This window comes from Methanococcoides sp. LMO-2, from assembly GCF_038432375.1.
GTDB classification, from domain to species: domain Archaea; phylum Halobacteriota; class Methanosarcinia; order Methanosarcinales; family Methanosarcinaceae; genus Methanococcoides; species Methanococcoides cohabitans.
The window spans coordinates 295,101-321,636 of the sequence record NZ_JBCAUS010000002.1; the positions used below are offsets into that span (position 1 = coordinate 295,101).

Annotated in this window: 27 protein-coding genes; 8 read left to right on the forward strand and 19 right to left on the reverse strand. The window is 41.1% G+C overall.

All coding sequences use genetic code 11. The features are described 5' to 3' along the window. Positions 1-18 precede the first annotated feature (18 nt). From WOA13_RS01600 to WOA13_RS01655, 12 genes are all read right to left on the reverse strand, one after another. Complete coding sequence (locus WOA13_RS01600; RefSeq protein ID WP_342126256.1) at positions 19-645, reverse strand: class I SAM-dependent methyltransferase; 627 nt, start codon at positions 643-645, stop codon at positions 19-21. Further along, on the reverse strand, positions 642-1,664 hold the full coding sequence (locus WOA13_RS01605) for a glycosyltransferase family 2 protein (RefSeq protein ID WP_342126257.1): 1,023 nt from the start codon (positions 1,662-1,664) through the stop codon (positions 642-644). Before WOA13_RS01605 ends, WOA13_RS01600 begins: the two co-directional genes overlap by 4 nt. Further along, the gene (locus WOA13_RS01610; protein ID WP_342126258.1) at positions 1,654-2,469 is read right to left on the reverse strand and encodes a glycosyltransferase; all 816 of its coding nucleotides are present in this window, start codon (positions 2,467-2,469) and stop codon (positions 1,654-1,656) included. The genes WOA13_RS01605 and WOA13_RS01610 overlap by 11 nt, the downstream gene beginning before the upstream one ends. Then, positions 2,466-3,596 carry a glycosyltransferase family 4 protein gene (locus WOA13_RS01615; protein ID WP_342126259.1) on the reverse strand — a complete coding sequence of 377 codons (1,131 nt, stop codon included), beginning with the start codon at positions 3,594-3,596 and terminating at the stop codon, positions 2,466-2,468. Before WOA13_RS01615 ends, WOA13_RS01610 begins: the two co-directional genes overlap by 4 nt. Before the next feature lie 36 nt (positions 3,597-3,632). Beyond that, positions 3,633-4,340 (reverse strand): sugar phosphate nucleotidyltransferase, encoded by a 708-nt coding sequence (locus WOA13_RS01620; protein WP_342126260.1) that lies wholly within the window; start codon positions 4,338-4,340, stop codon positions 3,633-3,635. Positions 4,341-4,342: 2 nt separating this feature from the next. Beyond that, on the reverse strand, positions 4,343-5,146 hold the full coding sequence (gene rfbD, locus WOA13_RS01625) for a dTDP-4-dehydrorhamnose reductase (protein ID WP_342126261.1): 804 nt from the start codon (positions 5,144-5,146) through the stop codon (positions 4,343-4,345). Next, entirely contained in the window at positions 5,119-6,075 is a 957-nt protein-coding gene (rfbB, locus tag WOA13_RS01630) for a dTDP-glucose 4,6-dehydratase (protein ID WP_342126262.1), read from the reverse strand. Before rfbB ends, rfbD begins: the two co-directional genes overlap by 28 nt. A 37-nt stretch (positions 6,076-6,112) precedes the next feature. After that, positions 6,113-6,664, reverse strand: coding sequence for a dTDP-4-dehydrorhamnose 3,5-epimerase (gene rfbC, locus WOA13_RS01635; RefSeq protein WP_342126263.1), 552 nt, complete (start codon positions 6,662-6,664; stop codon positions 6,113-6,115). A gap of 188 nt (positions 6,665-6,852) precedes the next feature. Then, positions 6,853-7,794, reverse strand: a complete 942-nt coding sequence (locus WOA13_RS01640) for a UDP-glucuronic acid decarboxylase family protein (protein WP_342126264.1) — start codon at positions 7,792-7,794, stop codon at positions 6,853-6,855. Then, complete coding sequence (locus tag WOA13_RS01645; RefSeq protein WP_342126265.1) at positions 7,795-8,127, reverse strand: hypothetical protein; 333 nt, start codon at positions 8,125-8,127, stop codon at positions 7,795-7,797. It lies immediately after the preceding gene. Between the two features lie 63 nt (positions 8,128-8,190). Continuing rightward, a complete protein-coding gene (locus WOA13_RS01650; RefSeq protein WP_342126266.1) occupies positions 8,191-9,249 on the reverse strand; it encodes a sugar phosphate nucleotidyltransferase in 1,059 nt (352 codons plus the stop codon). 1 nt (position 9,250) lies between these two features. After that, complete coding sequence (locus WOA13_RS01655) at positions 9,251-10,033, reverse strand: glycosyltransferase (RefSeq protein WP_342126267.1); 783 nt, start codon at positions 10,031-10,033, stop codon at positions 9,251-9,253. Between the two features lie 703 nt (positions 10,034-10,736). Between WOA13_RS01655 and WOA13_RS01660 the strand changes: the two genes are divergently transcribed. Continuing rightward, complete coding sequence (locus WOA13_RS01660) at positions 10,737-10,880, forward strand: hypothetical protein (protein WP_342126268.1); 144 nt, start codon at positions 10,737-10,739, stop codon at positions 10,878-10,880. A gap of 326 nt (positions 10,881-11,206) precedes the next feature. On the opposite strand, the gene WOA13_RS01665 is transcribed toward WOA13_RS01660, so the two are convergent. Beyond that, a complete protein-coding gene (locus tag WOA13_RS01665) occupies positions 11,207-11,446 on the reverse strand; it encodes a hypothetical protein (RefSeq protein WP_342126269.1) in 240 nt (79 codons plus the stop codon). Between WOA13_RS01665 and WOA13_RS01670 the strand changes: the two genes are divergently transcribed. Then, positions 11,445-12,851, forward strand: a complete 1,407-nt coding sequence (locus WOA13_RS01670; RefSeq protein WP_342126880.1) for a PGF-pre-PGF domain-containing protein — start codon at positions 11,445-11,447, stop codon at positions 12,849-12,851. The genes WOA13_RS01665 and WOA13_RS01670 overlap by 2 nt on opposite strands. Positions 12,852-13,278: 427 nt before the next feature. Next, a complete protein-coding gene (locus WOA13_RS01675) occupies positions 13,279-15,036 on the forward strand; it encodes a PGF-pre-PGF domain-containing protein (RefSeq protein ID WP_342126270.1) in 1,758 nt (585 codons plus the stop codon). Between the two features lie 370 nt (positions 15,037-15,406). Here WOA13_RS01675 and WOA13_RS01680 read toward each other — a convergent pair whose 3' ends face one another. Next, a complete protein-coding gene (locus WOA13_RS01680) occupies positions 15,407-16,525 on the reverse strand; it encodes a cytochrome c3 family protein (RefSeq protein WP_342126271.1) in 1,119 nt (372 codons plus the stop codon). Between the two features lie 200 nt (positions 16,526-16,725). Here WOA13_RS01680 and WOA13_RS01685 point away from each other — a divergent pair, with 200 nt between their 5' ends. After that, a complete protein-coding gene (locus WOA13_RS01685) occupies positions 16,726-17,658 on the forward strand; it encodes a nucleoside recognition domain-containing protein (RefSeq protein ID WP_342126272.1) in 933 nt (310 codons plus the stop codon). Between the two features lie 105 nt (positions 17,659-17,763). Here the strand turns inward: WOA13_RS01685 and WOA13_RS01690 are convergent, their stop codons facing one another. After that, positions 17,764-18,588 (reverse strand): DUF4097 family beta strand repeat-containing protein, encoded by an 825-nt coding sequence (locus tag WOA13_RS01690; protein WP_342126273.1) that lies wholly within the window; start codon positions 18,586-18,588, stop codon positions 17,764-17,766. 185 nt (positions 18,589-18,773) lie between these two features. Between WOA13_RS01690 and WOA13_RS01695 the strand changes: the two genes are divergently transcribed. Next, the gene (locus WOA13_RS01695) at positions 18,774-19,460 is read left to right on the forward strand and encodes a peroxiredoxin (protein ID WP_342126274.1); all 687 of its coding nucleotides are present in this window, start codon (positions 18,774-18,776) and stop codon (positions 19,458-19,460) included. Positions 19,461-19,628: 168 nt separating this feature from the next. Next, positions 19,629-20,291, forward strand: coding sequence for a class I SAM-dependent methyltransferase (locus WOA13_RS01700; protein WP_342126275.1), 663 nt, complete (start codon positions 19,629-19,631; stop codon positions 20,289-20,291). Positions 20,292-20,352: 61 nt separating this feature from the next. Here the strand turns inward: WOA13_RS01700 and WOA13_RS01705 are convergent, their stop codons facing one another. Beyond that, the gene (locus tag WOA13_RS01705; protein WP_342126276.1) at positions 20,353-21,201 is read right to left on the reverse strand and encodes a DMT family transporter; all 849 of its coding nucleotides are present in this window, start codon (positions 21,199-21,201) and stop codon (positions 20,353-20,355) included. Positions 21,202-21,356: 155 nt separating this feature from the next. Here WOA13_RS01705 and WOA13_RS01710 point away from each other — a divergent pair, with 155 nt between their 5' ends. Beyond that, positions 21,357-21,584 carry a hypothetical protein gene (locus WOA13_RS01710; RefSeq protein ID WP_342126277.1) on the forward strand — a complete coding sequence of 76 codons (228 nt, stop codon included), beginning with the start codon at positions 21,357-21,359 and terminating at the stop codon, positions 21,582-21,584. A gap of 14 nt (positions 21,585-21,598) precedes the next feature. Here WOA13_RS01710 and WOA13_RS01715 read toward each other — a convergent pair whose 3' ends face one another. Next, a complete protein-coding gene (locus WOA13_RS01715) occupies positions 21,599-23,137 on the reverse strand; it encodes a SulP family inorganic anion transporter (RefSeq protein WP_342126278.1) in 1,539 nt (512 codons plus the stop codon). A gap of 343 nt (positions 23,138-23,480) precedes the next feature. After that, complete coding sequence (locus tag WOA13_RS01720) at positions 23,481-24,398, reverse strand: pirin family protein (protein WP_342126279.1); 918 nt, start codon at positions 24,396-24,398, stop codon at positions 23,481-23,483. Between the two features lie 150 nt (positions 24,399-24,548). On the opposite strand from WOA13_RS01720, the gene WOA13_RS01725 reads away from it, so the two are divergent. After that, complete coding sequence (locus tag WOA13_RS01725) at positions 24,549-25,373, forward strand: nitroreductase family protein (RefSeq protein ID WP_342126280.1); 825 nt, start codon at positions 24,549-24,551, stop codon at positions 25,371-25,373. Between the two features lie 52 nt (positions 25,374-25,425). Here WOA13_RS01725 and mtaA read toward each other — a convergent pair whose 3' ends face one another. Continuing rightward, positions 25,426-26,463 carry a methylcobamide:CoM methyltransferase MtaA gene (gene mtaA, locus WOA13_RS01730; protein WP_342126281.1) on the reverse strand — a complete coding sequence of 346 codons (1,038 nt, stop codon included), beginning with the start codon at positions 26,461-26,463 and terminating at the stop codon, positions 25,426-25,428. Between the last annotated feature and the right edge of the window lie 73 nt (positions 26,464-26,536).

A 26,536-nucleotide genomic window follows, 5' to 3' on the forward strand; every position in this document is an offset into this window, starting at 1 on the left:
CCTTTTGTCCAATTTAAATCACTGTTTTTTAGCAACTATAATGATATTGTATGCAAGTAATCCTGAAAAAAGTCGAAATCGATTTATTAAATATCCAAATAAATTTGATCCATATTTTATTTTTTCGATTTTATAGTCACTATCCTTTACTAGTTTCATTGCAGACTTTATGGTGTAAAAGTGAAGATGTGTTCTATCCAAAATTCCAGTTTCAGTATAATCAAATGAACCAAAGAGCAGTTTAAATCGAATTGAAAAATTAGCTATATTTGGTAATGAAACGATTATCTTTCCATCTGGTTTCAAATAACGCTTAAACCTATTTAATGTGTCCAATGGATCCATCAAGTGTTCTAAGATATCACCAAATATAATTACGTCAAAAAAATTATCATCTAAAGATAGTTTTTCGATATCAGACGTATTTAAGTCAGCTAATATGATTTTGCAATATTGCTTTTGAGCTAATATTAATGATTGTGGATCAAAATCAATTCCATAAAAACAATTTTTAGATTTTTGAAATACACTACCAATATATCCTTCATTACAACCAACATCCAAGATGTTACCGGCATCTGGAATTTCAGAAATAATTAAACTATGCGTGCCACACTTCGATTTATTAAAATTATATGTCTTCATTTTGTAGTCACTTCAGGAATACCAATTGTTTTTATAAGGTCTAATTTTACAATTCTATTGTGGATAAATTCATTCAAATCACGATCTGTAATTTTCCGATGCATTTGAATATTTTTACGTCTCATTAACGTTCCTTTTATGTTACGCAAGTTCCACCACCATGATTTTACATAAGCTAATGACACTTTTGGTCTAAGTATGAAAATAAAGAATATACATTCAGCTATATTGAATATTATAGAGATACTAATTCTAAATATCAGATTTCGAAGTTCTAGGTTTTTTACCATAGTACTTAACGTATTTCTTTCTCTGAGGTAAATCCTATTTGCATTTGTCACATATTTTTTATTCTTTATCGTACCGCCTACTATAGAGCCTCCACCGTAATGATAGATTTCAGCATTAGTATTTGTAACAATTTTGTATCCTTGAAGTCTAACTCTCCAACACAAGTCTACATCTTCTGCAAACATAAAGTATCTTTCATCAAATCCATTGAATCTACTAAACAATTCCTTTTTCATAAAAAAAGCACAGCCGCTAACAAAAAACACATCTGCTACGAAATCGTCTGTTGACTCTTTATTGATACCAATTGGATACCCTAATCTGTCAATTTTAATTCCCAAATCTTGTATGGTGCCATCTGGGTTTTTTACTTTGCAACCAACGACACCTAAATTATCAATTTTTGAATATGTAGATAATAGTTCTTGGATTGTATTTTTTTCAACCCATGCATCATTATTTAGTAAAAATAAATATTCACCTTTAGATTTCTGGACTCCAATATTATTTGCTTCAGCAAAACCTAAATTTTTATTATTATTAATGATAACTGTATCTGGATAATTTTCTTTAATAAAATCAACTGAACCATCTGTAGAGGCATTATCTACAAATACAATTTCATAATTCTGATAATTTTGATTTTTTACTGAATTGAAGCATTTTTCCAAGTATCTAAGTCCATTCCAATTAACAATAATAATAGATACATATGGATTATTCATCATTGATTCTCACCAACACAATACCAACTCCTGCTGCTGCAAACTCACAAGTCTTCATGAACATGAAACCCACAGTAAGTATGGGATGGCGTATCAGACGTTTCCAGTTCCTAATATATGCAGGTCTTATGAAGGTTAGTTGCTTCTTTGCCATTTGTGGATTTTTTATCATGTAGTTCTTGATGAAATGAGAATAATAGAACTTTTTTTTCATTGTTTTCAAGAGGCTCAATTTTCCTTCGTGATGCCTTATTAGTGAGGAAATCCTCACACATTTACCACCAGTTGCTTTTGCTCTCTGTGATAGATCCCAGTCTTCGCCACTAATAAGGTTTTCATCGTATCCATGGATTTCATCGAAGACTTCTCTTCTAAAGAATCTAGCTGCTTCGATTGTGTCATCCCCAATGTAACATGACCTCTCAAGTGCTTTGCAATTGGTCCAGAATCCTTCTCCAACCGATATCTCTGGTATTATTACAGAACTGATATCATTATCTCTCATCTTGGTTATACACTCTTCAATCACGCTTCTTTCAAGTTCCATGTCTGAATCGATGAAACACAAGAAATCACCTTTGGATTGTTCTGCACCAAGATTACGAGCAGTGCATCTCTCGGAATCACAAGCAATATAGTTTGCATTATATTTCTCAGTGATATCAGGTGTGATATCATCTGAGTAACCGTCGACAACAACAATTTCAATATTTGAATAAGACTGTTTTACTATAGATTTCAAGCAAAGGTCCATCGTTTTTGCCGAATTTTTTGTGGGGATTATTACTGATACAAGTCTATTTTTCATAACACAGCCTCCAATGAATTAAAGAATGTTTCCGCGCTATGATTCCAATCAAATTCTCTTGCCCATTCCAAAGCATTATCAGAAAGCTTTGTTTGCATATCAGTGTCCCTCATAAATTCTACTGCTTTTTCTGCCATGTTTTCTGGATCAGGATCACACAGCAATCCGGTTTTCCCATCTCTTATTGAATCTCTCAAACCATGAATATTGTATCCTATTGCAGGTGTACCCATGGCATTGGCCTCGGTTACAATTAGTCCCCAGCCTTCCCTCACACCTGGAACGAGGATTGCGTGTGCTCTGGACATAAGTTCATACTTCTTTTCTGCGGTCACATATCCGAAGAAAGTGATACCATTAACCTTTTTAGTTTCAAGCTCCTGTCTCATTGCACCATCCCCCACCATCCATAGTTTTGCATCTGGCAACCTTTTTTTGATATGAACGAATGCTTCGACAACATGATCTGGCCTTTTGGCGTGTCCCATTCGGCCAACGAAAATGAATGTCGGGCCTTCTTCTTTTTCAGGAACGTCTGAAACTGGCACGATGTTCAATCCTTCGGGAATGATTGTTAGATCTTTGAATCCCAGATCAATGAGATCCTGTTTGGTTGAATGGCTGACTGTCATTGTTGGTGTGTCGATATAGGTTTTAAGCCAACGATCTTCAAGTATATGGTAACCAATCCAGTTTATCGGGAAACGAGTCTCAAGGAACCAGAACTCTCTTGCGAGTTGGTGTATGAGCGCTACGACAGGGGTACCATCCTTTACGAATTTAGGACTCATGAAAGGTCTGGTATTAATTTCATCAACTACAATGTCAAATTCCCCGGCGTGTTTTTTGTAATATTGCTTTGCTTTTAAGTATACGCTATAACGGTTTCCTGATCGAATGATTTGTACACCGTCTACGATCTCATTATTTTTACAACCATCAAAAGCAGATGTGAAAAGACTGATCTCATGACCTTGTGCTACGAGACGTTTTGCAATCTCTTGGGTAAAGACTTCCGCACCACCTGCAGCGGGGTTTTTAGTGTCACGCCAGTTGAAAATTAATATATTCATGTTAGTCCCATGATGTAAAATTTGCTCTTTCTTTTTAATTTTAGATTTGAGCATTAATTTCTTGTGCTTTCTTTTTTGACATAATATTATTCATCCTTCCTGCACCATCAATCCCGCACGGAGCAGACTTTCAAATGTCCCGGCATCGCTCCAGTATCCCTCTATTACTGAATATTTCATCGAATTTTGTCGGATATACTCGTTGTTCACATCCGTTATCTCAAGTTCCCCTCTTCCAGATGGTTTTAGTGTCTTTATGATGTCAAAAACACTGCTGTCATACATGTATAGGCCGGTAACAGCATAATCAGACTTTGGCACTTCCGGTTTCTCCTCGATACCAAGCACCTGTCTGTTGTTCTCATCTACCTCTGCAACACCAAACCTTGCAGCATCAGGAACCTGCTTTAGGAAAATATGTGCACCTACTTTGAAAGATTGTACTGTATTACGGATATTGTCCTGGAATATGTTATCTCCAAGAATTACGGTTATATCATCATCGTCTGCAAAGTCTCGTGCCAGATCTAGGGCTTGTGCGATCCCACCGGCTTCATCCTGTATCTCGTAGGTGAATCTTGCTCCGAAATCAGAGCCGGAACCAAGTAGTTCCAGGAAATGTCCTGCATGGCCACGGCCAGAGACTATCATGATGTCATCTATTCCTGCATCCAGAAGGGTTTGCAGGGGATAGTAGATCATGGGTTTGTCGTAGACTGGAAGCAGATGCTTATTTGTGACTTTGGTTAAAGGGTACAGTCTGCTGCCTGTACCACCTGCGAGGATTATTCCTTTCATGATTACTTTTCCTTCAGATATTCATTAAGTGCATTTTTCCAGTGTCTCATGGGAGTTGTTTTTGTGTTTATCAGGACTGAATAGGTAGGACGCTTTGCTTTTGTTGGGAAATCATTACTGGAGCATGGAATTGTGTTATTGATGATCTCGGATGCAAATTCATACCAGGTACATTGACCTTCGTTAGTTATGTGGTAGATGCCAGAATCGAGATTGATGATCTCAGCGGTCTTGCTGGCCAGGTCCGCGGTGTAAGTGGGTTTACCAAACTGGTCGTTAACGACTTTTACGTTTTCCATCTCTTTTGAAAGCCTTAGCATCGTATCGACGAAGTTTTTTCCATTTTTTCCAAAAAGCCAGGAGGTGCGTATGATCCTGTAATTGTTAGTGTTTTTTATTATCTCCTGCTCACCCAGAAGTTTAGACTGGCCATAGACGTTGATAGGATGGGTAATATCAGATTCCATATATTCTTTTTTTGAGCCGTCAAAAACGTAATCGGTGCTGAAGTGGACAAGTATTGCATCGATGTCTGAACAGGCCTGTGCTATATATCCTGGTGCGTGTCCGTTGACTTCGAAGGCAAGAGCTTGCTCATCTTCGCACTCATCTACATTTGTATATGCAGCAGCGTTGATGACAACATCTGGTTTTATTTCCTCAATTGTCTTGAGGACAGATTTTTTGTTTGTGATATCAAGTTCGTTTTTGGTGAGTTTAACAGCATCAGGAAATATTCTGCAAAGGTCAGAACCCAGCATACCGCTGGCACCGATTATCAGCGTTTTAATGGTTCCCACCACCATCTATTATCAATGTACCACTTAACGGTATTAGAAAGAGCTGTTTCGAAGTCATATTCTGGCTTCCATCCCATTTTCTTTAGTTTGGTGCAATCAAGGGAATAGCGGAAATCATGACCTTTGCGGTCTTCCACATACCTGATCATGGATTCGTCCTTTCCAAGGATTTCCAGTATGCGGTTTGTGATTTCCAGATTTGTAAGTTCGCTGCCACCACCGATGTTGTAGATCTCTCCAATGTTGCCGTTCTTTCTGACAAAATCGATTCCTGAGCAGTGATCTTCTACATGGATCCAGTCCCTTACGTTCAGACCTGTGCCATAGACGGGAACTTTTTCATCTTCCATAAGATTGGTTATGAAAAGAGGAATAAGTTTTTCGGGGTACTGGTATGGACCGAAGTTGTTAGTACATCTTGTGATACTTACTGGTAAACCGTATGTTGTGTGATAAGACATGGCAAGGAGGTCTGATCCTGCTTTGCTTGCTGAGTATGGACTGGATGGTTCAAGATTATCTTCTTCTCTGAATGAACCGGTTTTGATGCTACCATATACCTCATCGGTTGAAACATGGATGAATTTCTTGACTTCGGATTTCAATGCACAATCTAGTAAGGTATTTGTTCCAAGAACATTTGTCCTGACAAAAACCGATCCATCCTCAATTGAACGATCTACGTGGCTCTCGGCAGCAAAATGGATCACCTGATCCACATCCTGCATAACGTCCTTCACGATGTCAGGGTCACAGATATCCCCCTTAATAAATGAATAATTTACATTCTCTTCAATATTTTTAAGGTTGCTGGGATTGCCAGCATAGGTTAATTTATCAAGGTTTATTATCTGGTATTCTGGATGTTTTTCCATAATGTGATGGATAAAATTGCTTCCTATGAATCCACACCCACCGGTTATTAACAGCTTCAATGATATCACCTTTTAGATTTTGTATTCTCTTGATATATTAGAAATTCATCTCCGCATTCTTGAGGTTTGGATGGTTTCGGTCTTTGTTTGATACTGTAATATCTTCGTTCTTTACTTTCCAATCGATATTCAGTGTTGTATCATTGTAGATTATCCCTCGCTCTGCTTCGGGATGGTAATATTCATCACACTTGTAGGCAAACGTAGCGGATTCGCTTAGCACAGAGAAACCGTGTGCAAATCCCTTTGGTATCAAGAACTGCTTTTTATTTTCAGAAGAAAGCTCTACTCCGACCCATTCTCCAAATGTAGGAGAATTTTTTCTAAGGTCGACAGCAACATCAAAAACCCGTCCCTCTATGACTCTAACCAGTTTTGCCTGACTGTAGGGTTTGAGCTGGTAATGTAGTCCACGTACCACTCCATAGGATGATTTCGACTCGTTATCCTGGACGAAATTATACTTTTCTCCAACAAGTTCATCGAGTACTTTCTCATTGTAGCTTTCGAAAAAGTATCCTCTTTCATCATCGAAAACCTTTGGTTTCAGGACATAAAGGTCCTGAATTTTTGTATTTATAACTTCCATAGTTGTACCCGTTTTTCAGATTTTTGTTGGAAAGAATCTCCTCTCTATCAGTAACTACATTCTCATTAAAAGATAGCTTCCGCTTCAACAAGCCATCCATGTTTTTTTCATGGTGCTTGCAAATACAGGGTTGTATCCGATAATCCGTAAAAGAATTATCAAATACTCAACTCAAAATTCTCAGGGCATTACCCAGGTCTGTTCACCGATCTGAAATATTCAACTGTCTTCTCCAGTCCATCTCGTAGATCGACTTTTGGCTCCCAGCCGAGTATCTTTTTTGCTTTGGTGATGTCTGGCCTTCTGACCTTTGGGTCGTCCTGAGGAAGGTCGCAGTATATTATGTTGGAATCGCTTCCTGTTATATCGATTACAGTTTCTGCGAATTCCAATATTGATTTTTCATCAGGATTTCCAATGTTCACAGGTTCACAATGATCGGACATCATAAGGCGATATATTCCTTCGATCTCATCTGATACATAGCAGAAGGATCTTGTCTGTGAACCGTCGCCATATACGGTTATGTCTTCTCCTTTGAGAGCCTGGTTGACAAAATTTGGGACGACGCGGCCATCGTGTCCTCGCATTCTGGGACCGTAGGTATTGAAGATACGGACAATGCGGGTATCTACGCCGTGATAACGGTGATAGGCCATCGTGATAGCTTCAGCATAACGCTTTGCTTCATCGTAAACACCCCTTGGACCGATGGTGTTCACATGACCCCAGTAATCTTCTGATTGTGGATTAACAAGAGGGTCTCCGTAGACCTCTGATGTGGAAGCGAGGAGAATGCGTGCCCCTTTTGCTTTGGCAAGGCCAAGCATGTTGTATGTGCCGAGAGCACCTACTTTCAGGGTCTGTATGGGCAGCTCCATGTAGTCTACCGGGCTTGCAGGGCTGGCCATGTGGAAAATATAATCTATATCTTCGTCAAGGAAAAGGGGTTTTGATATGTCGTGATCAATGAATGTGAAATTGTCCTTGTCATCCATGCAGTGTGCAATGTTATTCATATTTCCGGTGACGAGGTTGTCAACACATATGACCTCGTGTCCTTTTGAGAGCAGCAGATCGCATATGTGTGATGGCATAAATCCTGCTCCACCGGTTACTATAGTTCTCATTCAGTACCATCTCCTGTATTCGTTATCGGAGTTATGCTGATGACCAACTTCTGACAGAACAGTATGAATAATAATATTATCGTTAACTCCATCGCGCTTCATTTGTTTTATCATCTCTGTGTGATCGCGTATTTGACTTCGAGGGATGTCATTTTTTTCCAATATTTCTTTGATCAGGCCGATCAGTTTTCCTGTTTTAAGTTGTGTTGTGTAATGGCGATTATTGATCAGTCCACAATCTTTGCAAGCATGATGTTTTTTGATGGATTCAACCACGGGTAAATATTCGTGCTGATCATAATTCCATTCATGGTGACAGTTATCGATGTCCATATCAATCACATTTTTTAGTTAGACTAATTTGTAAAGTTCTCGAAGATCGTTTTTCTTCTGTATTTAGAGTTCGATCGATGATGAATCCCCGACATTCAGTGAATTGTGCTTGCTATTCACATTTACATCGTCACCGATGACAGATGACTGCAGATTCACACCTTTTATTCTGGAGCTTGAACCTATGATGGTGTTTGCTACGATCGATCCTTCTATTATGGTACCTTCGGCAATGGATACATGCGGTCCAACTACGGAATTTAAAATTCTGACTCCGTTGCCGATACAAACTGGCTCAATAATGACAGAGTCCTTTTTGTTAAGGTTTTTATTACAGTCTTCCACCATGTGCAGATCAGTGTCCTGCACTTCTGGAAGTTTCTCCATTTTCTTTTTTTCGTATGATTCATCCAGCAATATCTTGTTTGTTTCTAAAAGTGATGTGGAATGGCCACAATCGTACCAGCTGGAGACAAAGAAATGTTTTAATCCATGTCCGTCACTAACCATGGTTTGCAATGCATCTGTAAGCTGAATTTCATTTCCGGTATATCCATTGACCATTTTCTCAAGTATGCTAAATAGGACAGAAGGATCTTTCAGGAAATAAACACCCGCAATTCCAAGGTTAGATGCAGGATTTTTAGGCTTTTCAACTAATCTGGAAATGCACTTTCCATCCAGTTCTACGATTCCGTATTTTTCAGGTTCATCAACTTCCCATACGCCGATAGATCCGGCACAATGACCGTTGTTAAAATGTCTCTGGTAAAAATCAAGGTATCCGGCTTTAAAGATCATATCTCCCAGGGTTATCATGATGGGAGAATCCCCAACAACATTTTTTGTCACATAAATGGAGTGCCCTAGTCCAAGCTGTTGCTCTTGTTCTACATATGTGATCTTGAATATGTCTGAATAATTTTTGTCCACATATGAGATGATATGTTCTTTTTTGTATCCAACTACAAGGATGATCTCTTCTGGTTCCAGATCGATCATCCGATCCAGGATATGTCCTATCACAGGTTTTCCTGCAATGTAAACCATTGGTTTGGGTTTTGTAAAAGTATGTGGATAAAGCCGTTTTCCAGCTCCTGCAACAGGTATTATAACTTTCAATTTATAACCTCTCTCCAACCAATTTTTCTTCGATTGGATATTGAGCAGCAGCTTTCTTATTATCTGGATGATAGTAGCCAATGAAATTCAACTTATAATATATGGAAGCTGTATCCTTTGCAATGCTCAGGATATCGCTAAATTTCATTCGATCTCCGGATGGATCAAAATCAATGTGTACAGGGCATTCTTCGATCTTAAATCCATGTTTATGTGCGATAACCAATTGTTCAACATCTGCTGCATATCGTTTTACTGATAGCTTTGGTATCATCGTGTCCACAACATCTTTATTGTATAGTTTGACCCCAACCTGCGTATCAGAAACTGGAAGGTCGAACAACGTCTTAATGACCATGTTGTATGACCTGCTTAAAAAACGTCTTTTGACAGGAAAACCATTTACAATGCTATCCGGATGTCTTTTTGATTGTATTACGAAATCCGCACCAGTTTCAGCAGCCTTTTCCATTAATGGTTTGATCTGTTTTGGGTGGATATCGAGATCAGCATCAAGAACGCTGATAAGCCCTTTGGATGCAGCTTTGTAACCTTCTACGATAGCGTGCCCTTTGCCCTCGTTTTTAGCATAGGAAACTATCCTTATATTACCTGCCTGTTCAGCTGCTCGTTTTGCTTCTTCCAGTGTATTGTCACTGCTTCCATCATTGACAAATATTATCTCAAAGCTATTGCAAAAACTCCTTAATTCCTCATTGATCTGTAAGAGATTATTGCATATATGGTGTCCTTCATTATATGCTGGAATTATTATAGATAGCATTTATTTTCACCGTTCACAAAATCGCAAGATGTTTTTTTGGTAAAGAACCTTCTGATTAGGCTTCTATGGTAATGATTTCTGACTCATTCTGTATACTTTTAGAATAACATTTGAGTGTGCAACACAACTCTCTGTCTGCTACCCTTTTATTTACAACAAACTTATCCCCACAAACAGGGCAAATTTTCTCAACATAACTCAATATTTGTACCCTTCTACTATTGTATCCATATAATTTATAATAATCTGATAATGAATCGAATTGGGTAATGTAATAAAATTATTTAAAATAATCGGTTTGTTTTTTTCGTATGTGTATATACAGCATCCTGATCCGTTTTTAAGGTATATTTCGGAGTAAATATTGTTTTCCTGTATTCCATATACTATTTTTTTATTTTCTTCAAATACTATGAGTCGTGTTAACTCTGTTATAGATTCAAATGTTCTTTACGTTAATCTGATTGTGTAAGATTCTCTTAGAATAATCACAAATTATTTTTTAATAGAAATAATATAAAATTAATTATTATATCTCTATTTTATTATTATATTTCAGAATCAAGGCCGCGGTTTAAACTTGCTAACTATGAACAAATATTTCGGTAAACTTATATAGTTTATTGCTTTTAATATCATGAAAATTTTTAATAAATTATTTGTATTTTGGGTATGTGGTACTTAAAGTAATTAGAGGTTGAATATGGAATCGAGATCGAAATCCCGGATTCGTGGGAAGTATGTTAGTATTGGAATAACGATTGCCATAGTGATGATGCTGATCCTGTCAGGTCCTGTAAGTGCTGTTAAGCTGGGAATTACAGGTTTGGATGGAACTCACGCATAGGGCAGTACAGTAACATTTGATGTGAATGCAACGATTGAATCTAGTGACAGTTATGTCCCTATTGAGAACTTAAAATTACAGATCTCAGGTGCTACTTCAAAAGAAATTGTATTCTCTAAGGACGGGACTGTACTATCAGGGGATGCAGGTATCGATATAACATGTGTTTCAGCTCCGTAGCCAATAGATGGTGGTGATTCTGAATATAAAGATGATTATGGCTACGGTTATGGCTATGGTTACGATTCATTTGGCTATGGCTATGACTTCGGCTATGGTTATGGTTACGGCTATGGCGGTGGTGCAGGCGGCGAAGACCTTGTGTATTAGTATACCATTACCCTTGATACATGCATACTTAATGCTGGTGACCACGAAGCTGTACTGGCTCTGAACACAGGTAATGAAGCAAAGCCTTCATTTAGTTCACCAGTTGTATCTTTTGCAATAGAGGAACCTTCTGCAAACGTAGCTCCTGTTGCTGATATCAATGGTCCGTACAGTGGTGTTGCAGGAACATCCATATAGTTCTCCAGTGCCGGATCAAACGATCCTGATGGAACCATTGCTTCCTATTACTGGGAATTTGGAGATGGTAAGACCAGCACATTGGAGGATCCATCAAATACTTACAGCTCAGCCGGAACTTACACAGCAAACCTTACAGTAACGGATAATGATGGTGCAACGAACACATCCAGCACTGCAGTAACTGTAAGCGCTTCTTCCAGTGGCGGTAGCAGTGGTGGCAGTAGTAGCAGCTCCTCCGGTGGTGGAGGTGGAGGCGGATCAACTGGCGAAGCTTTCGCTAACATTGCTTTCAAGGATGTAAAATCAAAAACCATCATAGGCGGACTCGAGGTAATATATGTCTTCGATGATGAGGAGAATCCAATTCAATACATCAAGTTCTCTGCACTGAGGAACAGCGGAAAGGTTTCAACGACAATTGAAGTTCTTAATGACAGATCATCAATGGTCGATGAAAATTGTCCTGGATTTGGTTACAGCAACCTTAACATCTGGGTTGGCAGGAACGGATTTGCTACAGATAGTAACATTGCAGATCCTGTAATAGGTTTCCGTGTCTCAAAAGAATGGTTGGCAGAGAATGGAATTGATGAAGATTCAATAGTACTGTATCGCCACAATTCAGGCAGGTGGAATGACCTCAATGTTGAGAAGGTTGATGAGGATGCTTCATACATTTACTTCGAAGCCGAAACGCCAGGATTCTCACCATTCGCTATTGCAGCAGATATTGATGACGGAGCTGTAGCAGATATTGTTCCAATAGAAGAAGGCACAGGTACTATCATTATCACTGAGCCATCTGGGGATGATGTGAACGAAACAGGATCCGAAGAAGGAACTGGACTGGGACTAAATGTGTTGTTCTTTGTAATCCCTGCCCTCATGGTTATCGGAGTACTCTATGCTTCATATGTAGTAAAGAACAAGCGTGAAGATTCAGAATACAGGCCAGATGATTACTCTGATGACCTGGATGATGATGTTTCTGGAACCGCTGTAGGTCTAGCAACTGCTGAAGATGTCTCTGGTGAGCCTTCTGAAATAGCACCTGCTGTCGAGGATATCTCTGGCGAGTCTTCTGAAATAACACCTGTTATTGAGGATCTCTCCGATGAGTCTTCTGAAGTAACTCCTGTTGTTGAGGATCTCTTCGATGAGTCTTCTGAAGTAACTCCTGTTGTTGAGGATGTTTCAGGCGAACCCTCTGAAACGATATCTACACGTCAGGATAAAAAAGTCCAGCCGGATGATATTGATCAAATGCTCAAATCGGTGAACGATATTGAAAATTTACTCAGATCGATGAGAGATTCTGATAATGTCTCAGGTGATATACAAACTGCAAAGGATGATGCTTCTGAAACAACATCAGATAGCACAAACAATCAGAAGGCCGAAGAGAAGAAGCAAAAGAAATTTGATGACAGCAAATGGTAAAGGGGAACAGTAAAATCACTGGTTCCTGAAGGGTTGACCAAAACCCTTCTATTTTTCTTTTTTAAATGACCTTCCTTTCAAAAGAAACCCATCTTCTTTGGTCAGAATTATCAGAAATCCTTTTTACTGGAAATGTGTTATGCATTCAATTGCTCTGACAACTTGTTCATCATTTAGATCAATATTACTTCTATTTATCTAAGATGATCAAGTTGAATCAAAAAAATAATTTCTATAGGTCTAAAATCAAACCATCACTCTGTATTTATAATATATTCTTTATTTCAAGGTCAATAGCAACATTTAAAAATTTATCAACAAATCTCTCATTCGACAAGTATATATAAAGCTTCAGGTCATTTTTTCATGAGAAGAGTCGATCAAATATTTGTATGAGTATGTGATCGTTGATCTTTAGAGGTTGAACATGCGATTAGGATCTGGAAATCATATAAGGTATGTTAGTATTGGAATAACGATCGCCATAGTAATGATGATGGTTCTGTCAGGTCCTGTAAATGCAGTTTCGATGGGTATTACAGGTCTGGATGGCACCACTCATACAAAGGGCAGTTCTGTAACATTTAATGTTACTGCAACTATAGAAGACTCTGACAGGTATGTTCCAGTTGATAATTTCTCATTACAGATTACAGGTGCTACCTCCAGGGAAGTTGTATTTTCAACAGATGGTACTGTGCTATCTGGAACAGGTATAAAAGTTGAAGCTGTTACAGTTCCATCATCAGAAGAATATGGTGATGGCCATGGCTATGATTCCAGATTGGATTCCAACCATGACTTTGGATACGGTTATGGTTTTGGTACGACTGGTTCAAGCCTTGTATTCGAGTATTCTATTACTCTTGATACATCTACACTTAGTTCCGGTGACCATCAGGCTGTATTAGCCCTGAATACAGGTAATTTAGCAAAGCCTTCATTTAAATCAACTTCTGCGACCTTTATAATTAAGTCATCCAGCAGTGGTGGCGGTGGTTCCTCCGGCGGTGGCGGTGGAAGTGGATCGACAGGTGAAGCCTACGACAACATCGCATTCAAGGATGTAAAAACAGAGAACATTGTAGGTGGACTTGCAGTTAGTTTTGTCTTCGATGATAATCAGAATGCGATCCAATACATCAACTTCAATGCAGTGAGGAACTATCAGAGAACCTCAACAACTATCGAGGTACTTAAGAACACGTCTTCAATGGTCGATGAAAGTGCTCCGGGACTTGTTTACAGCAACCTTAACATCTGGGTTGGTAAATCCGGATTTGCCACAGAAGATAACATTGCTGATCCTGTAATAGGCTTCAGTATATCAAAAGAATGGTTGGTAGAAAATGGAATTGATGAGGATTCAATAACACTGTATCGCCACAATTCAGGCAGATGGAATGCTCTTAATACTGAAAAGATCGATGAGGATGATTCATACGTCTACTTCGAAGCAGAAACTCCCGGGTTCTCTCCATTTGCTATTGCAGCGGATGTTGATGATGAGGAAGTAGTAGATATTGTTCCAATAGAAGAAGATACCAGTACTATCATTATCACTGAGCCATCGGTAGAGGACATGAATGAAACAGACTCCGAAGAAGGAACTGGTTTGGGACTAAATGTGCTGTTCTTTATAGTACCACTACTCATGATTATTGGAGTTCTCTACGCTTCTTATGTGTCAAAGAACAAAGATGATGATGCAGAATACAGGCCAGAGGATCACTCAGATGGTCTACAGGGTGTAGAAGGTAATATTTCAGGAGCTTCTTTAGATATCTCTGGTGAGTCTGCTGAGGCAATATTTGTAGCCCAAGACGATTCAGAAGAATCTGATGAAGTCACATCTGTCGTTGAGGATACTCCAGTTGATACTTCCGAGATCCAACCTGCTGCAGGGGATGTCTCCGTTGAACCTTCTGAATCAACTCCTGCTATTAAGGATGTGCCAGTCGAACCTTCTGAAAAAGATGAAGCCCCGCAACAAGATATCGATCAAATGCTTAAATCTGTGAATGATATTGAAAAATTGCTCAGGGAGATGAGAGAGGCTGGAAAAGACTCTGATGGCGTACAAGCTGGAGTTGATGTTGTTTCTGAAGAGACTGCAGATAGCACAAATGACCAACAGGCCGAAAAGAAGAATAAGCCTAAAAAGTACGACGATAGTAATTGGTAATGAAAATAATGTTGCTATTAATGGACATTGAAGGGTTAGATCAAAACCCTTCTTTTAATCCTTTTTGTGAATCTTACTGTCCAAAAAGATCTTTTATTTTCTGGGATTAATCAAACTAATCCTAATATAGTATCAGGAAATTAAGTATTTCTGCCTGCTAGGGTAGGATTTTTCTATCAATTGAGTTAGTAAGTTTTCTATTCGAAGTTAATATAGTTTTAAACAAGGTTTTACATATATCTCTAAGGATTTGGAAATTCTTATTTTCGATCAGTGGAGATCATTAGTTTGTGATACAAAAGTTTTTGTAGTCGAAAAAATTCAATCCACAATATAAAATGGGAAATTAAAATTAAAATTAGAATTCATTTCACTTCCTTCTCATCAACAAGTAAACTGCCAGTATACCAGCAATTGCCATATACGCAAAGAACCCCGGAATATCCTCACCTTCAGCTTCAACCTCAAGTGGTGCTTCAGCTATCCTGTCAATAGTCTCCTGTGAAAGGAACGAGCCACCAGCACCAAGGATCACTCCGTCACTTTCTCCAACGAAGATCTCAGTGTTCTCATGGCAGAATTCACAATCCTTTGCTTCGGTGGTGGTTGTGTGAGGTACCCACTCGGCGAAGGCTGTATGTGTGGAATTGTTGTAGGATGTGGTCATGTTGATGAACGGCTTGATGGTCCCATCAACGGACCTTGCAAGATAGAAACTGCTGACATCTATCCTATCCAGCTGGCCGGTTTCAAGATGGCAGTTCTCACATGTGATGACCCAGCCGGAATGGCAGGCTGAGCAGTCGAGTTTGCTGTTATGTATGCTGTGTGCAGGACTGTCAGGGGAATATTGTGTAACGGCTAAACCATTGACCTCCTTTTCAGGATCAGTATGGCAATCCGCACAGGTTACTTTCACAGCTTCCATCTGGGACTCGTATGCGACTCCGTCACCGTGTACCTCTTCTGGTGTATGGCAATCGGTGCAGTCCAGTCCCTTTTCATAGTGAATGTCCGGATTGGGAGCTACATCCTTGTGTGCAGGGAGTTCTCCCTGGAAATATGATGTCTGCTTCTTGAAGTGGCATTGGTCACATGTTTCAATAGTAATATCGCCACCATGTCCTTCTTCTCCTGTGTGACATGATGTACATGAGGAAGCATGGCAATCGGAACAGCCTCTTTCCTCATAGAAGGAGTGCATATCTATTCCAAATTCACCTGCTGCACCTTTCTCATATTCTCCTTTCATACCGCTACCGGTGTAGTGAAGGGAAGACGAGAAATTGGTAATGATGTCTGCATGACAGGGCTGACAGCTGTCAAGGTCTGATCCGGCTTCTGTTTCCCCGGCAGCAAAAGCAACATTTGTTGACATGATGCATAAGGCCGAGACAATTATAATAGCGATAGCTACGGTACAGTGTTTGTATGGTGTCTTTCCGGAAAATTTAGTAAGTACTCTGCTTAGTTGAAACCTCTGGCTCATTAGCACTCCCCCTGCTAATATGTATTATGTATTGAAATGTATTCAATCTTGCTGTGACGCGTAATGCATAATGTTTAATGCGGTCTCCGGATCAATATTTCATTTTAATTTCATGGTTCCTGCTTTTAGTCCCTGTCAGTCTCTAATTGTTTCGTAAGAATACGAAAGACTCATATCTGATATGGGGTATATGAACGCCAATGTGGATCGATGGATTATACTCAGCATTTGACTATCTCATCAAGGTCATCCCGCCGATCGTTATCGGAACCCTGATAATGGATATTATGGTGGAGATGGGCTGGGTGAACAAGCTGGGCTTTATAGCATCACCTCTCATGCGCTTTGGTCACCTGAGGGAAGAGATCGGTCTCAGTTTCCTTACATCATTCGGTTCTTCGGCTGCCGGAAATTCCATGATCGCAAAGCTTCATGATGATAACCACATCGACAGGAAAGAGACCATAATAGCCACAATGGTGAACTCCTTCCCATCCGGTATCGTGCTCTCAAGGGATCTGTTTCCGGTGGTGGTCATATTGCTTGGCACAACCGGTCTCATCTATCTGGGAATTGTGGTTCTTATCGGATTCCTGAAAACATTGCTCGCACTTCTGGCTGCTCGCATTCTCCTGAAACCACGACCATCAGGAAATATCCACGCCACTACGGAGAAGATAACTATCAGGAAAGCTTCCGTAAAGGCCCTGAAAAGGTCGAAGAGGTCGCTTACAAGGATCGTTGTCACCATGACCATCGTATCTGTCATCGTGTTCCAGCTCATGGAGACCGGGGTCTTTGATTGGGCAGCATCCATAATGAAGGATTCATTCATGGTCCAATACGTGCCTGCCGATGGTCTGCCTATAATTGCCGGCTGGTTTGCCAGCAATATTGCTGCTTACACCATAGCAGGTAATCTTCTTGAAGCAGAGATGCTCTCCTCAAAGGACATAATCCTTGCACTCCTCATCGGAAGGATACTGGCAAGTGTTGCAAGGATCAGGACCATGCTTCCTTATTATATCGGTATCTTCAGCCCAAACCTTGGTGTGAGAATAATGTTCGTCTCCCTGGCAATGCAGAACGGTATCATGCTGGGAATTGCAGGGTTCATTATTGTTTTCTTCTGATTCGGAATTCTCTTTTTCACTGTATATATTCGGAGAATTAAATAAAAATTGGGTGGGAGGGGGTAGAAGTTGTATCTAATAAAAGGAGGTAAAATGAAGTTCTTCTCAGGCAACCAGTTTGTTAAGGTTAACATTTCCATTTGTTGTTCTTATATCGATCTTATTGCCACCTTCACCGATGGTTCCTTCTACATGAGTTGATTCAAGTCTTGTGACAACCAGCTCTACTTCATTCATTGAGATGTGGCCATTGGTCGTTTCCATCTCGATATCGGCATCAAGTGAGGGATCGATATAAAGTATTATTCCTCCATTGGTACATCTGACATCTACATCTTCTTTTATGTCAAGGATATGGGCTTCGATCTTTCCGTTAGTTGTCTTCAGGTCACTGATCCCGGTTGTTCTCCTGATATCAAGTTCTCCATTGCTGGAAGTTGCTGCTACGTATCCTTCAATGTTGCTTATTGCTATGTTTCCATTGGTTGTCATAGCTGTAACATTTCCCCTTGTATCCGTGATTACGATATCCCCATTCGTTGTTTTTATGAGTTCAACATTTGTATTCTCAGGGATCCTTATTTTCATATCAACTGAGACCCTGACATTTTCATAAGAAGGATATTTTGTTTCCACTTTCAGCTCATCATCGATCTCATTGACAATGATATGGATCTTTTCAAGTTCCTCTTCCCCATGATGGGTCCTTTTAGTAGCATCCAGCCTTATTAAATCTCCATCCCAGCTATCGATCTCTACTTGGCCGTTCACATTGATGACGTTCAATGTTGTATTGTTGGTCGCTTCATATTCTCCGCTGAAATATTCCACTTCTTCAACCCCGAGATCCGGTCCGTATGAGATACATCCTGAAACGGCAGCCATAGCTATTGTAGCCAGAAATAGAAAGGTTATCTGATATTTGTTCATTTTAAAGCCCCCAATAAGAATTAGAGACAGTTAATAATAAATCTATCTGTTAGGGTTCATCAAAACCTGCTTTTCTTTAAAATTAGTACAATGTTAACGTCGTTAAATTTATGCGAAAGTTATTTATGCTGATTTCTAAAACTTATATGTAATCTTTAGAAATACCCGACAGGGAGAGAACAACAATGAGCGAATCTGAAAATGTAGAACGTGTCAATATGCCTTTAATAGGGGATGATGCACCATCCTTTACAGCAAAAACAACACAGGGTGAAATAACCTTCCCAGGCGATTATGAAGGTAAATGGGTGATCCTTTTTAGCCATCCAGCAGACTTCACCCCAGTATGTACAACTGAGTTCATGACGTTTGCAAGCATGCAGGATGAGTTCAGGGAACTGAATACGGAGTTGATCGGTCTGTCAATTGACAGTATCTATGCTCACATTGCATGGCTTCGTACGATCAAAGAGAAGATCGAGTACAAAGGCATGAAAGATGTTGAAGTTAATTTCCCTGTTATTGAAGATCTTACCATGGAAGTTGCAAAAAAATTCGGAATGTTACAACCAAATGCCTCCAATACACAGGCAGTACGTGCCGTTTTCATAATGGATCCACAAGCCAAGGTACGTTGCATTCTTTACTATCCATTGAGCAATGGCCGTAATATGGATGAGGTCAAGCGTATCCTGCTTGCAATGCAGAAATCTGATGAAGAGAACATTGCAACCCCTGCTAACTGGCAACCTGGGGAAGATGTTATTATTCCACCACCTGGTTCATGTGGGACGGCTAAGGAAAGGATTGAAACCGAAGAAGAAGGCAAATACTGTCTTGACTGGTTCATCTGCTTCAAAAAAGAGTCCTGAAAAGGAATATGGTATAATTGAGCGGTAGTCACCATTGTTGGTGACTGCATTCTATATTTTAATAACTTCCAGTTAATTGTCCTTATCAGATTGATGCGATGGTTCTATTTGATATTGTGCACATATATTGCTATTATCAATTTCATGTTTGCTTTTTGAGATGGTATTATGACCCGATCGGTTTTTGAGAACCTGTCCCAACGATATGATGTCCTGCAAAAACAGGCCCTTCCAAACTGGCAGACGTTCTTCTCCACAGTTGTGGAATACATTCCTGAAGGAAAATCGAATATACTTGAATTGGCCAGTGGAACAGGTTTTCTTACCAGCATGATCCGTAAAGCAAGACCTGAAGCTTCTATTACATGTATTGACAGGGATCCTGCCATGCTGGAGGTTGCAAAGGGGAAACCTGAGCTTAAGGATGTTATATTTATAGAGGGTGATATCCTGAAAGCGTGGCCAGAGGGTACTTTTGATCTCATTGTCTCCACACAATTCATCTTTGCTTTACCGTCAGATGATAGAATAAGGGTATTCAGACAGATACACGATAGCCTCAGGCCGGATGGCATTTTTATCGAAGGTGATATTTTCAGACAAGAAAGCAGGCTGGAAACGATGATCTACCGGTCCCAATGGGAAAAGTACATGCTGGAGCATGATATGTCGCCTGCAGAAGTTGAAGAGATGTTGTTGTCCCTGGACCGGATCTATGGTAGGATTGATACAATTCCAGAGCTTAAGGAAAAGCTGAAGGCTGCTGGGTTTGAAAATGTGTTTTGTCCTTACTGGTATGAATTGTACGCTGTTGTCGTGGCTTCGGTCTGAACTTAGGACGATATCGGATAGGCCAACAACTCCATAGGATCTCGTTCCCATCATCTTATTTTCAGGCTGAGATGAACACGATCGCAACCAGGGCAGCAGCCACTCCTACCCATTGCTTTGTGGAAAGCTTCTCCTTCAGTATGATCCATGCGAGCAACACTGTGCCTGCGGGGTACAGGGATGATGTGATTGAAGCAATATCGAGCCGACCTGCCTGTGAAGCAAGTGCAAAGAAGGTGTTTCCGCCGGTATCAAATACACCTGCTATTAAAACTATGGGGAGCACCTTTTTAGAAGGAATGTATACCTGTCTGCTTGCTGCTATGAATATAAGAAGCGTGATCACCGCAGCGATCCTTGCAGCGGTAAGTGGCCAGAGGACGGCTGTATCACTGACCTTGTCGATGGATATGAAGAACAACCCGAAACCGGTTCCTGCGATCAACGGAAGTATGAGGTCTGAACGTTCTATTTTGCTGCTCTCGTCTCCACCGCCTGCAATGAGCCAGACAGCTACAAGTGCAAAAGCAAATCCGATCATCTGGTGAATAGCAGGCAGGCCTTCATAGAATGCACCATAGATGGCAGGTACAGCAGCAGCAACGACTGCCGATGTTGGAGCTACCAGTCCCATTCTACCCTGAGAGAGGCCACGGTAGAGGGCAAGAAGTCCTATGCTGATGAATACTCCTGCAACAGCTCCCCAGATCATGCCTCCAAGAGGAGGTACTATTTCTCCCATGAAATAGGCTGAGGCTGCAAGAAGGAAAATCCCGACGGCCTGAGTTATCAGGACAACACTATAGACATTTGCACGTTTTGAAGCAAAGCCTCCGCTGAAATCTCCGGCACCCCAGGATATGGCCGCCATAAGTCCAAAGAAGACCACGAGAAACTCAGCAGGTATCATTGGCAATATTCTCCCTGAATAGCTATGATGTTGAACTATTTGGGTTTATGCCCTTATACCTCATTTTCTATGTTTTCTTAGAACATCGTATTTATCGATAGATCGTAAATATCTATATGGGGCTACAAATTGAGAATTTAAGTTGAGGGATTTCTATGATCTACATCCAAAAGAGATACAGGGATGATCTCGAAGAGATCGATGAAAGTGAAGTAGACAGGGTCGAAATGACCCTTGTCACGTATAAAAAAGTGTGCTGTGGCCACAAAAAGAAGAAAGTTGTGGATATTGGGTGGATAAGTGAACCAAAGGACCTGCAGTTATCAAATGTAAAGGAATATTCGATCGAGGATCGGATTCTCAGTGTATTGATAGAGATCTGATCCCTTGATTGCTTTTATCCCAGTATATCAGAAGGTACCTTGTAATGTGGATCTTCCCAGTGATTAACATCGATGATTGCAGATGCATTGTCCAGAAGCACAAGGCAATCTTCGCTTAAGTGCCTAAGGTGAACCTTCTTCCCAACCCTGGCATAGCGCTCAGTTACCTTGTTCAGGGCTTCTATTGCGGAGTGGTCAGCAACTCTTGATTCCTTGAGGTCGATGATGATCTCGTCCGGATCATTAAGGACATCAAATTTGTTCTGGAACTCAGTTACCGAGCCAAAGAACAACGGGCCAAAAAATTCGTAGTGCTTGATCCCGTTATCATCAATTATCTCTCTTGCACGAACCAGTTTGGCGTTTTCCCAGGCAAATGCCAGTGCTGAGATCACGACACCTGCAATTACTGCTACTGCAAGGTTGTGGTAGATAACGGTTATACCTGCAACGACCACCATAACAATTACATCCGTTATGGGCACTTTTCTGAATATCTTTAATGACGCCCACTCAAATGTTCCGATGGCAACAACGAACATCACACCAACCAGTGCTGCCATTGGTATTTTTTCAATAAGAGGGGAACCGAACAGCACAAAGATCAATAGGCCTGTGGCCGCAACGATCCCTGATATCCTGTTCCTGGCACCGGAATTGATATTGATAAGACTCTGTCCGATCATTGCACAGCCACCCATTCCTCCAAAAAGTCCGCAAACAAAGTTGGCAACACCCTGTGCCGTGCTTTCTTTATTTGCTCTGCTTCTTGTTTCTGTCATCTCGTCTATTACAGTAAGTGTCAGCAGGCTCTCGATCAGGCCCACCAGTGCCATAACTAACGAGTATGGGAAGATGATCTTCAGTGTCTCCAGGTTAAGCGGGACCTGTGGAAGATGGAAGGCCGGCAATCCACCTGCAATGGATGCAATATCTCCGACTGTCCTTGTCTGGATCTGGAAATAGATCACAATAGCTGAAACAACTATGATCGCAGTCAGTGAAGATGGAACTGCTTTTGTCAGCTTTGGCAGCAAATAGATGATCGCCATGGTCAGGCCTACAAGAGCTAACATGACCAGAAGTGCCTGTCCGCTCAACCAGTGCTCGATCCCGTTAATATCAGTTACCTTGAACTGGGCGAGCTGAGCCATGAAGATCACTATGGCCAGTCCGTTCACAAATCCGAACATTACTGCATGTGGCACCAGTCGGATGAATTTTCCCAATCTCAAAAAACCAATGGTCATTTGAATGATCCCCATCAGTATGACAGCAGCAAAAAGGTACTCGACCCCATGTCTGACCACCAGGGCCACAACTACGACCGCTATTGCTCCCGTAGCACCTGAGATCATTCCCGGCCTGCCTCCTATGATAGCTGTTATTAATCCAATGATGAATGCAGAGTATAATCCGACCAATGGACTAACGTTCGCTATGATCGAAAATGCCACAGCTTCAGGCACAAGGGCCAGTGAAACAGTTAGCCCTGAAAGGACCTCGTTTTTTAGATTTGATTGGTCGTTCTTTAATTGTTCTATAAATGCCATATTTATCCCGTTTTAAAGTGCTATTATGCCGTCTGGGTAGGGAATGCCTTGTATCATCAAGGAAAAAACAAGCAGGATACCATTGATAGCTGGTGTAATAATACCAGTAAAGGGCCAGAAGTTATTGCAAAGGCAACTTGGAGTACTAAAATTTGGAGTACTGTGATTGCTAGAATAAAACCTGTTCTCAGATCATATTGAAATGATCTGTGATCTTGTTCTCAAATTCCATAGTTATATCTTTTAGATATATACTGCCAGGATTAGCAGAGCTTCGTAGAATATACTCTCACTATATAAATGTAATCATGGTTTGGAACTAAAAAGAAAAACGGGAGGAGAATTAATCCGCTTTGCCGGTTTTGATGAATGTGCCGTTTCTGTATTCTTCAAAAGCAACTTTCAATTCTTCCTGCGTGTTCATCACAATGGGGCCATACCATGCGACCGGCTCATTTATGGGGTTGCCTGAAATAAGAAGGAACCTTAATCCTTTGTTTCCGGCTTTTGCAACAATTTCATCACCATCATCGAACATCACCAGATTCTCGGGACCAATGGTTGAGGATTCATTGAGGTCGAAGTATTTTGCACCTTCAACTTCGAAAGAGTAAGGATCCTGGTCCTTTCCAAAGGAACCCTCACCTTCAAGAACATAGGCAAAGACCGTATAGCCAGATTTTGTGGGATGTGTATATGATGTTTCGGGAGGAATTGTAACATCCAGGTATTCCGGGTCTGTTACGATATCCTTCACCGGACTTTTTGTCCTATTTACCTCCCCACAAATGACCTTGATACGAACATCGTTGTCCATCACAACTTCCGGTATCTGGTGGCTCTTGACCTCCTGATACCTCGGGTCCATCATCTTGTGGGATGCCGGCAGGTTGGCCCACAACTGGAAGCCCCAGAGGGCAGTTCCTTCTTTAGCCTTTGGCATTTCCTGGTGAATGATCCCGCTTCCCGCGGTCATCCACTGCACATCGCCGGATTCAATGAGACCTTTGTTCCCCATGCTGTCGCCATGTTCGACCTCTCCGGAAAGCATGTAGGTGATCGTTTCGATACCTCTGTGAGGATGCCATGGGAAACCCATGATGTACTCTTTCGGATCATCCGAATGGAAATCATCAAGCAGAAGGAAAGGGTCAAGCTGTGGTACATGATTGAACCCGAAGGCTCTTTTGAGGTGGACGCCTGCTCCTTCGATAGTAGGCATGCTCTTCTTTATCTTTTTGATTGATCTTGTAACTCCCATGATAATTCCCCATAAAGTATGCTTACCTGATGCTATAAGAGATTTATCGAATTAAAGCTCTCATTAAATTTTCATTCAACAGATGAAAAGTATATAAGCTTCTGAATCCAACATTAAGCTAACTTAATTTTGTGGAGTAGAGGTGACCTGATGACTGTAATTACAATTGACCCTGAGTTGTGCACGAACTGCGAGATCTGTGTCGAGATCTGTCCGATGTCCATAATCCTTCCTTCAAGCGAAGGCGAAACCCCATATTCTCCTGAGGATGCTGCTACATATTGTGCAAAATGCGGCCACTGCGAGGTATTCTGTCCGGAAGGTGCTATCTCCACTTTGTTCGATGCAACTTATTACCAGCTTCAGGATGATACTTTCCCTTCCATTCCTGCATCAGAGATCGGCAAATATATGGTAATGCGTCGTTCTATCCGGAGCTACAAGGAAGACTCCGTCGACAAGGGTACAATAGAATCAATACTTGATATTGCCCGCTATGCTCCGTCCGGAATGAACAAACAGCCTGTAAACTGGACCATTGTTCATGATACAGAGGAAGTAAAGAAGATCGCCGGATTGAGCATTGACTGGATGCGTGAAGTCGTTGCAAGTGAGGACGACCATCCTCTCAAGCCGCTGATGCCGGGTCTCATCTCTGCCTACGAAATGGGTATTGATCCTATCTGCAGGGCAGCACCACACCTTGTGATAGCACATGCTCCGGCTGAATATCCTACCGGTTATACTGACAGTATCATAGCCCTCTCATGGTTCGAACTTGCAGCACAGGCATTTGAGGTCGGAACATGCTGGGCAGGATTCCTGGCCATAGCAGCTGCGTCTTACAAGCCAATTCAGGATGAGCTGGAACTTCCGCAGGGCCATGTGGTACAGTACTCCATGATGTTCGGTTACCCTGAACATAAGGTCAGGGGAATTCCGGGCAGGGATCCTGCAAGGGTTACGTGGAAGTAAAAAACTATCGATCTTTAAAAGTTCAATTTTCAGAAATGTGAGCTCTTTAATTTCAGAGCTCACCTTTTTCCATATAGTACTCATCCCTTGAAGCAACAAAGGCTTTCAAATTCGCAAGAGATGTATGGGGTGCCAGTCCACAACCCGGTGCCAGTATATCGATCCCATCATCGATACAGTTCTTTGCCTGTTCTTTCAGTTTCTCAGGAGGCATTCCAAGAAGGGTATGTACCGGGGAGATATTTCCTATCAGGCAGACCTTGTTGCCTATGATGCTCTTTGCATATCCGACATCGACCTTTTCTTCGATACTTATTCCATCAAATCCCGATGTCGAGAGCGGTTCGAGAATATCCGAGGCATCCCCGCAGATATGGGCAATTGTTTTCCCGGTTACTTTCTGATTATATCGCTTATACTCGTCCAGTATCATCATTTCGAAGAACTCAGGGGGTATCAGGTCAGGGCCTGCTTCTGAGTCAGGAAGGCAGATCGCATCTGCTCCATGATCAAAGAGGGCATTGGAATATTCTATGCAGATATCGGTGCAGGTTGTGATAAGTTGCTTTATGGTATCAGGTTTTGAAATGAACCACATTAGGTAGTTCCTTGCACCGATCAGCGACATTGCAAGTCCTGCAGGTCCGAGTATGCCTGCAACTACAGGGATGTCTTCACTGATCCGGTCTTTTACAAAATCTGTTGCTTCCAGGAGGGTTGCTACTCTTTCACATTCAAGCAGGTTCTCGGGGATTGTCAGGTTCTCAGCATCCTCCGCTTCCTTGAAGGGGAAATCAACGATCGATGGCTGTGTATCGTATGTTCCTTCAATGATCTTGCACCCCAGTGTCTGTGCCATGCCAGTTCCATCAAAAGGATATCGAACAGCTTCAAGTCCTGCGAGCTCATGACCGGCTATTGCAAGCGTTGCCATCTTCTCTGCATCAAAATGAGCTTCCGGCCAGTTGGCTCCACTAAGTCTCATAAGTTCAATAGTACCTGTCTGGGTGACCGAACAGACCGGAACCTTGTCTACATCTTTGCATTCTAAAGCTCGAATGAATCTTTCTTTTGGTGTAAGATCTGTCAATTTCAACCCTCTGGTGCTTTTTATAAGATAAGTGATGTTCGTTCATTTACCTGAACGCATATATGTTTCGAAC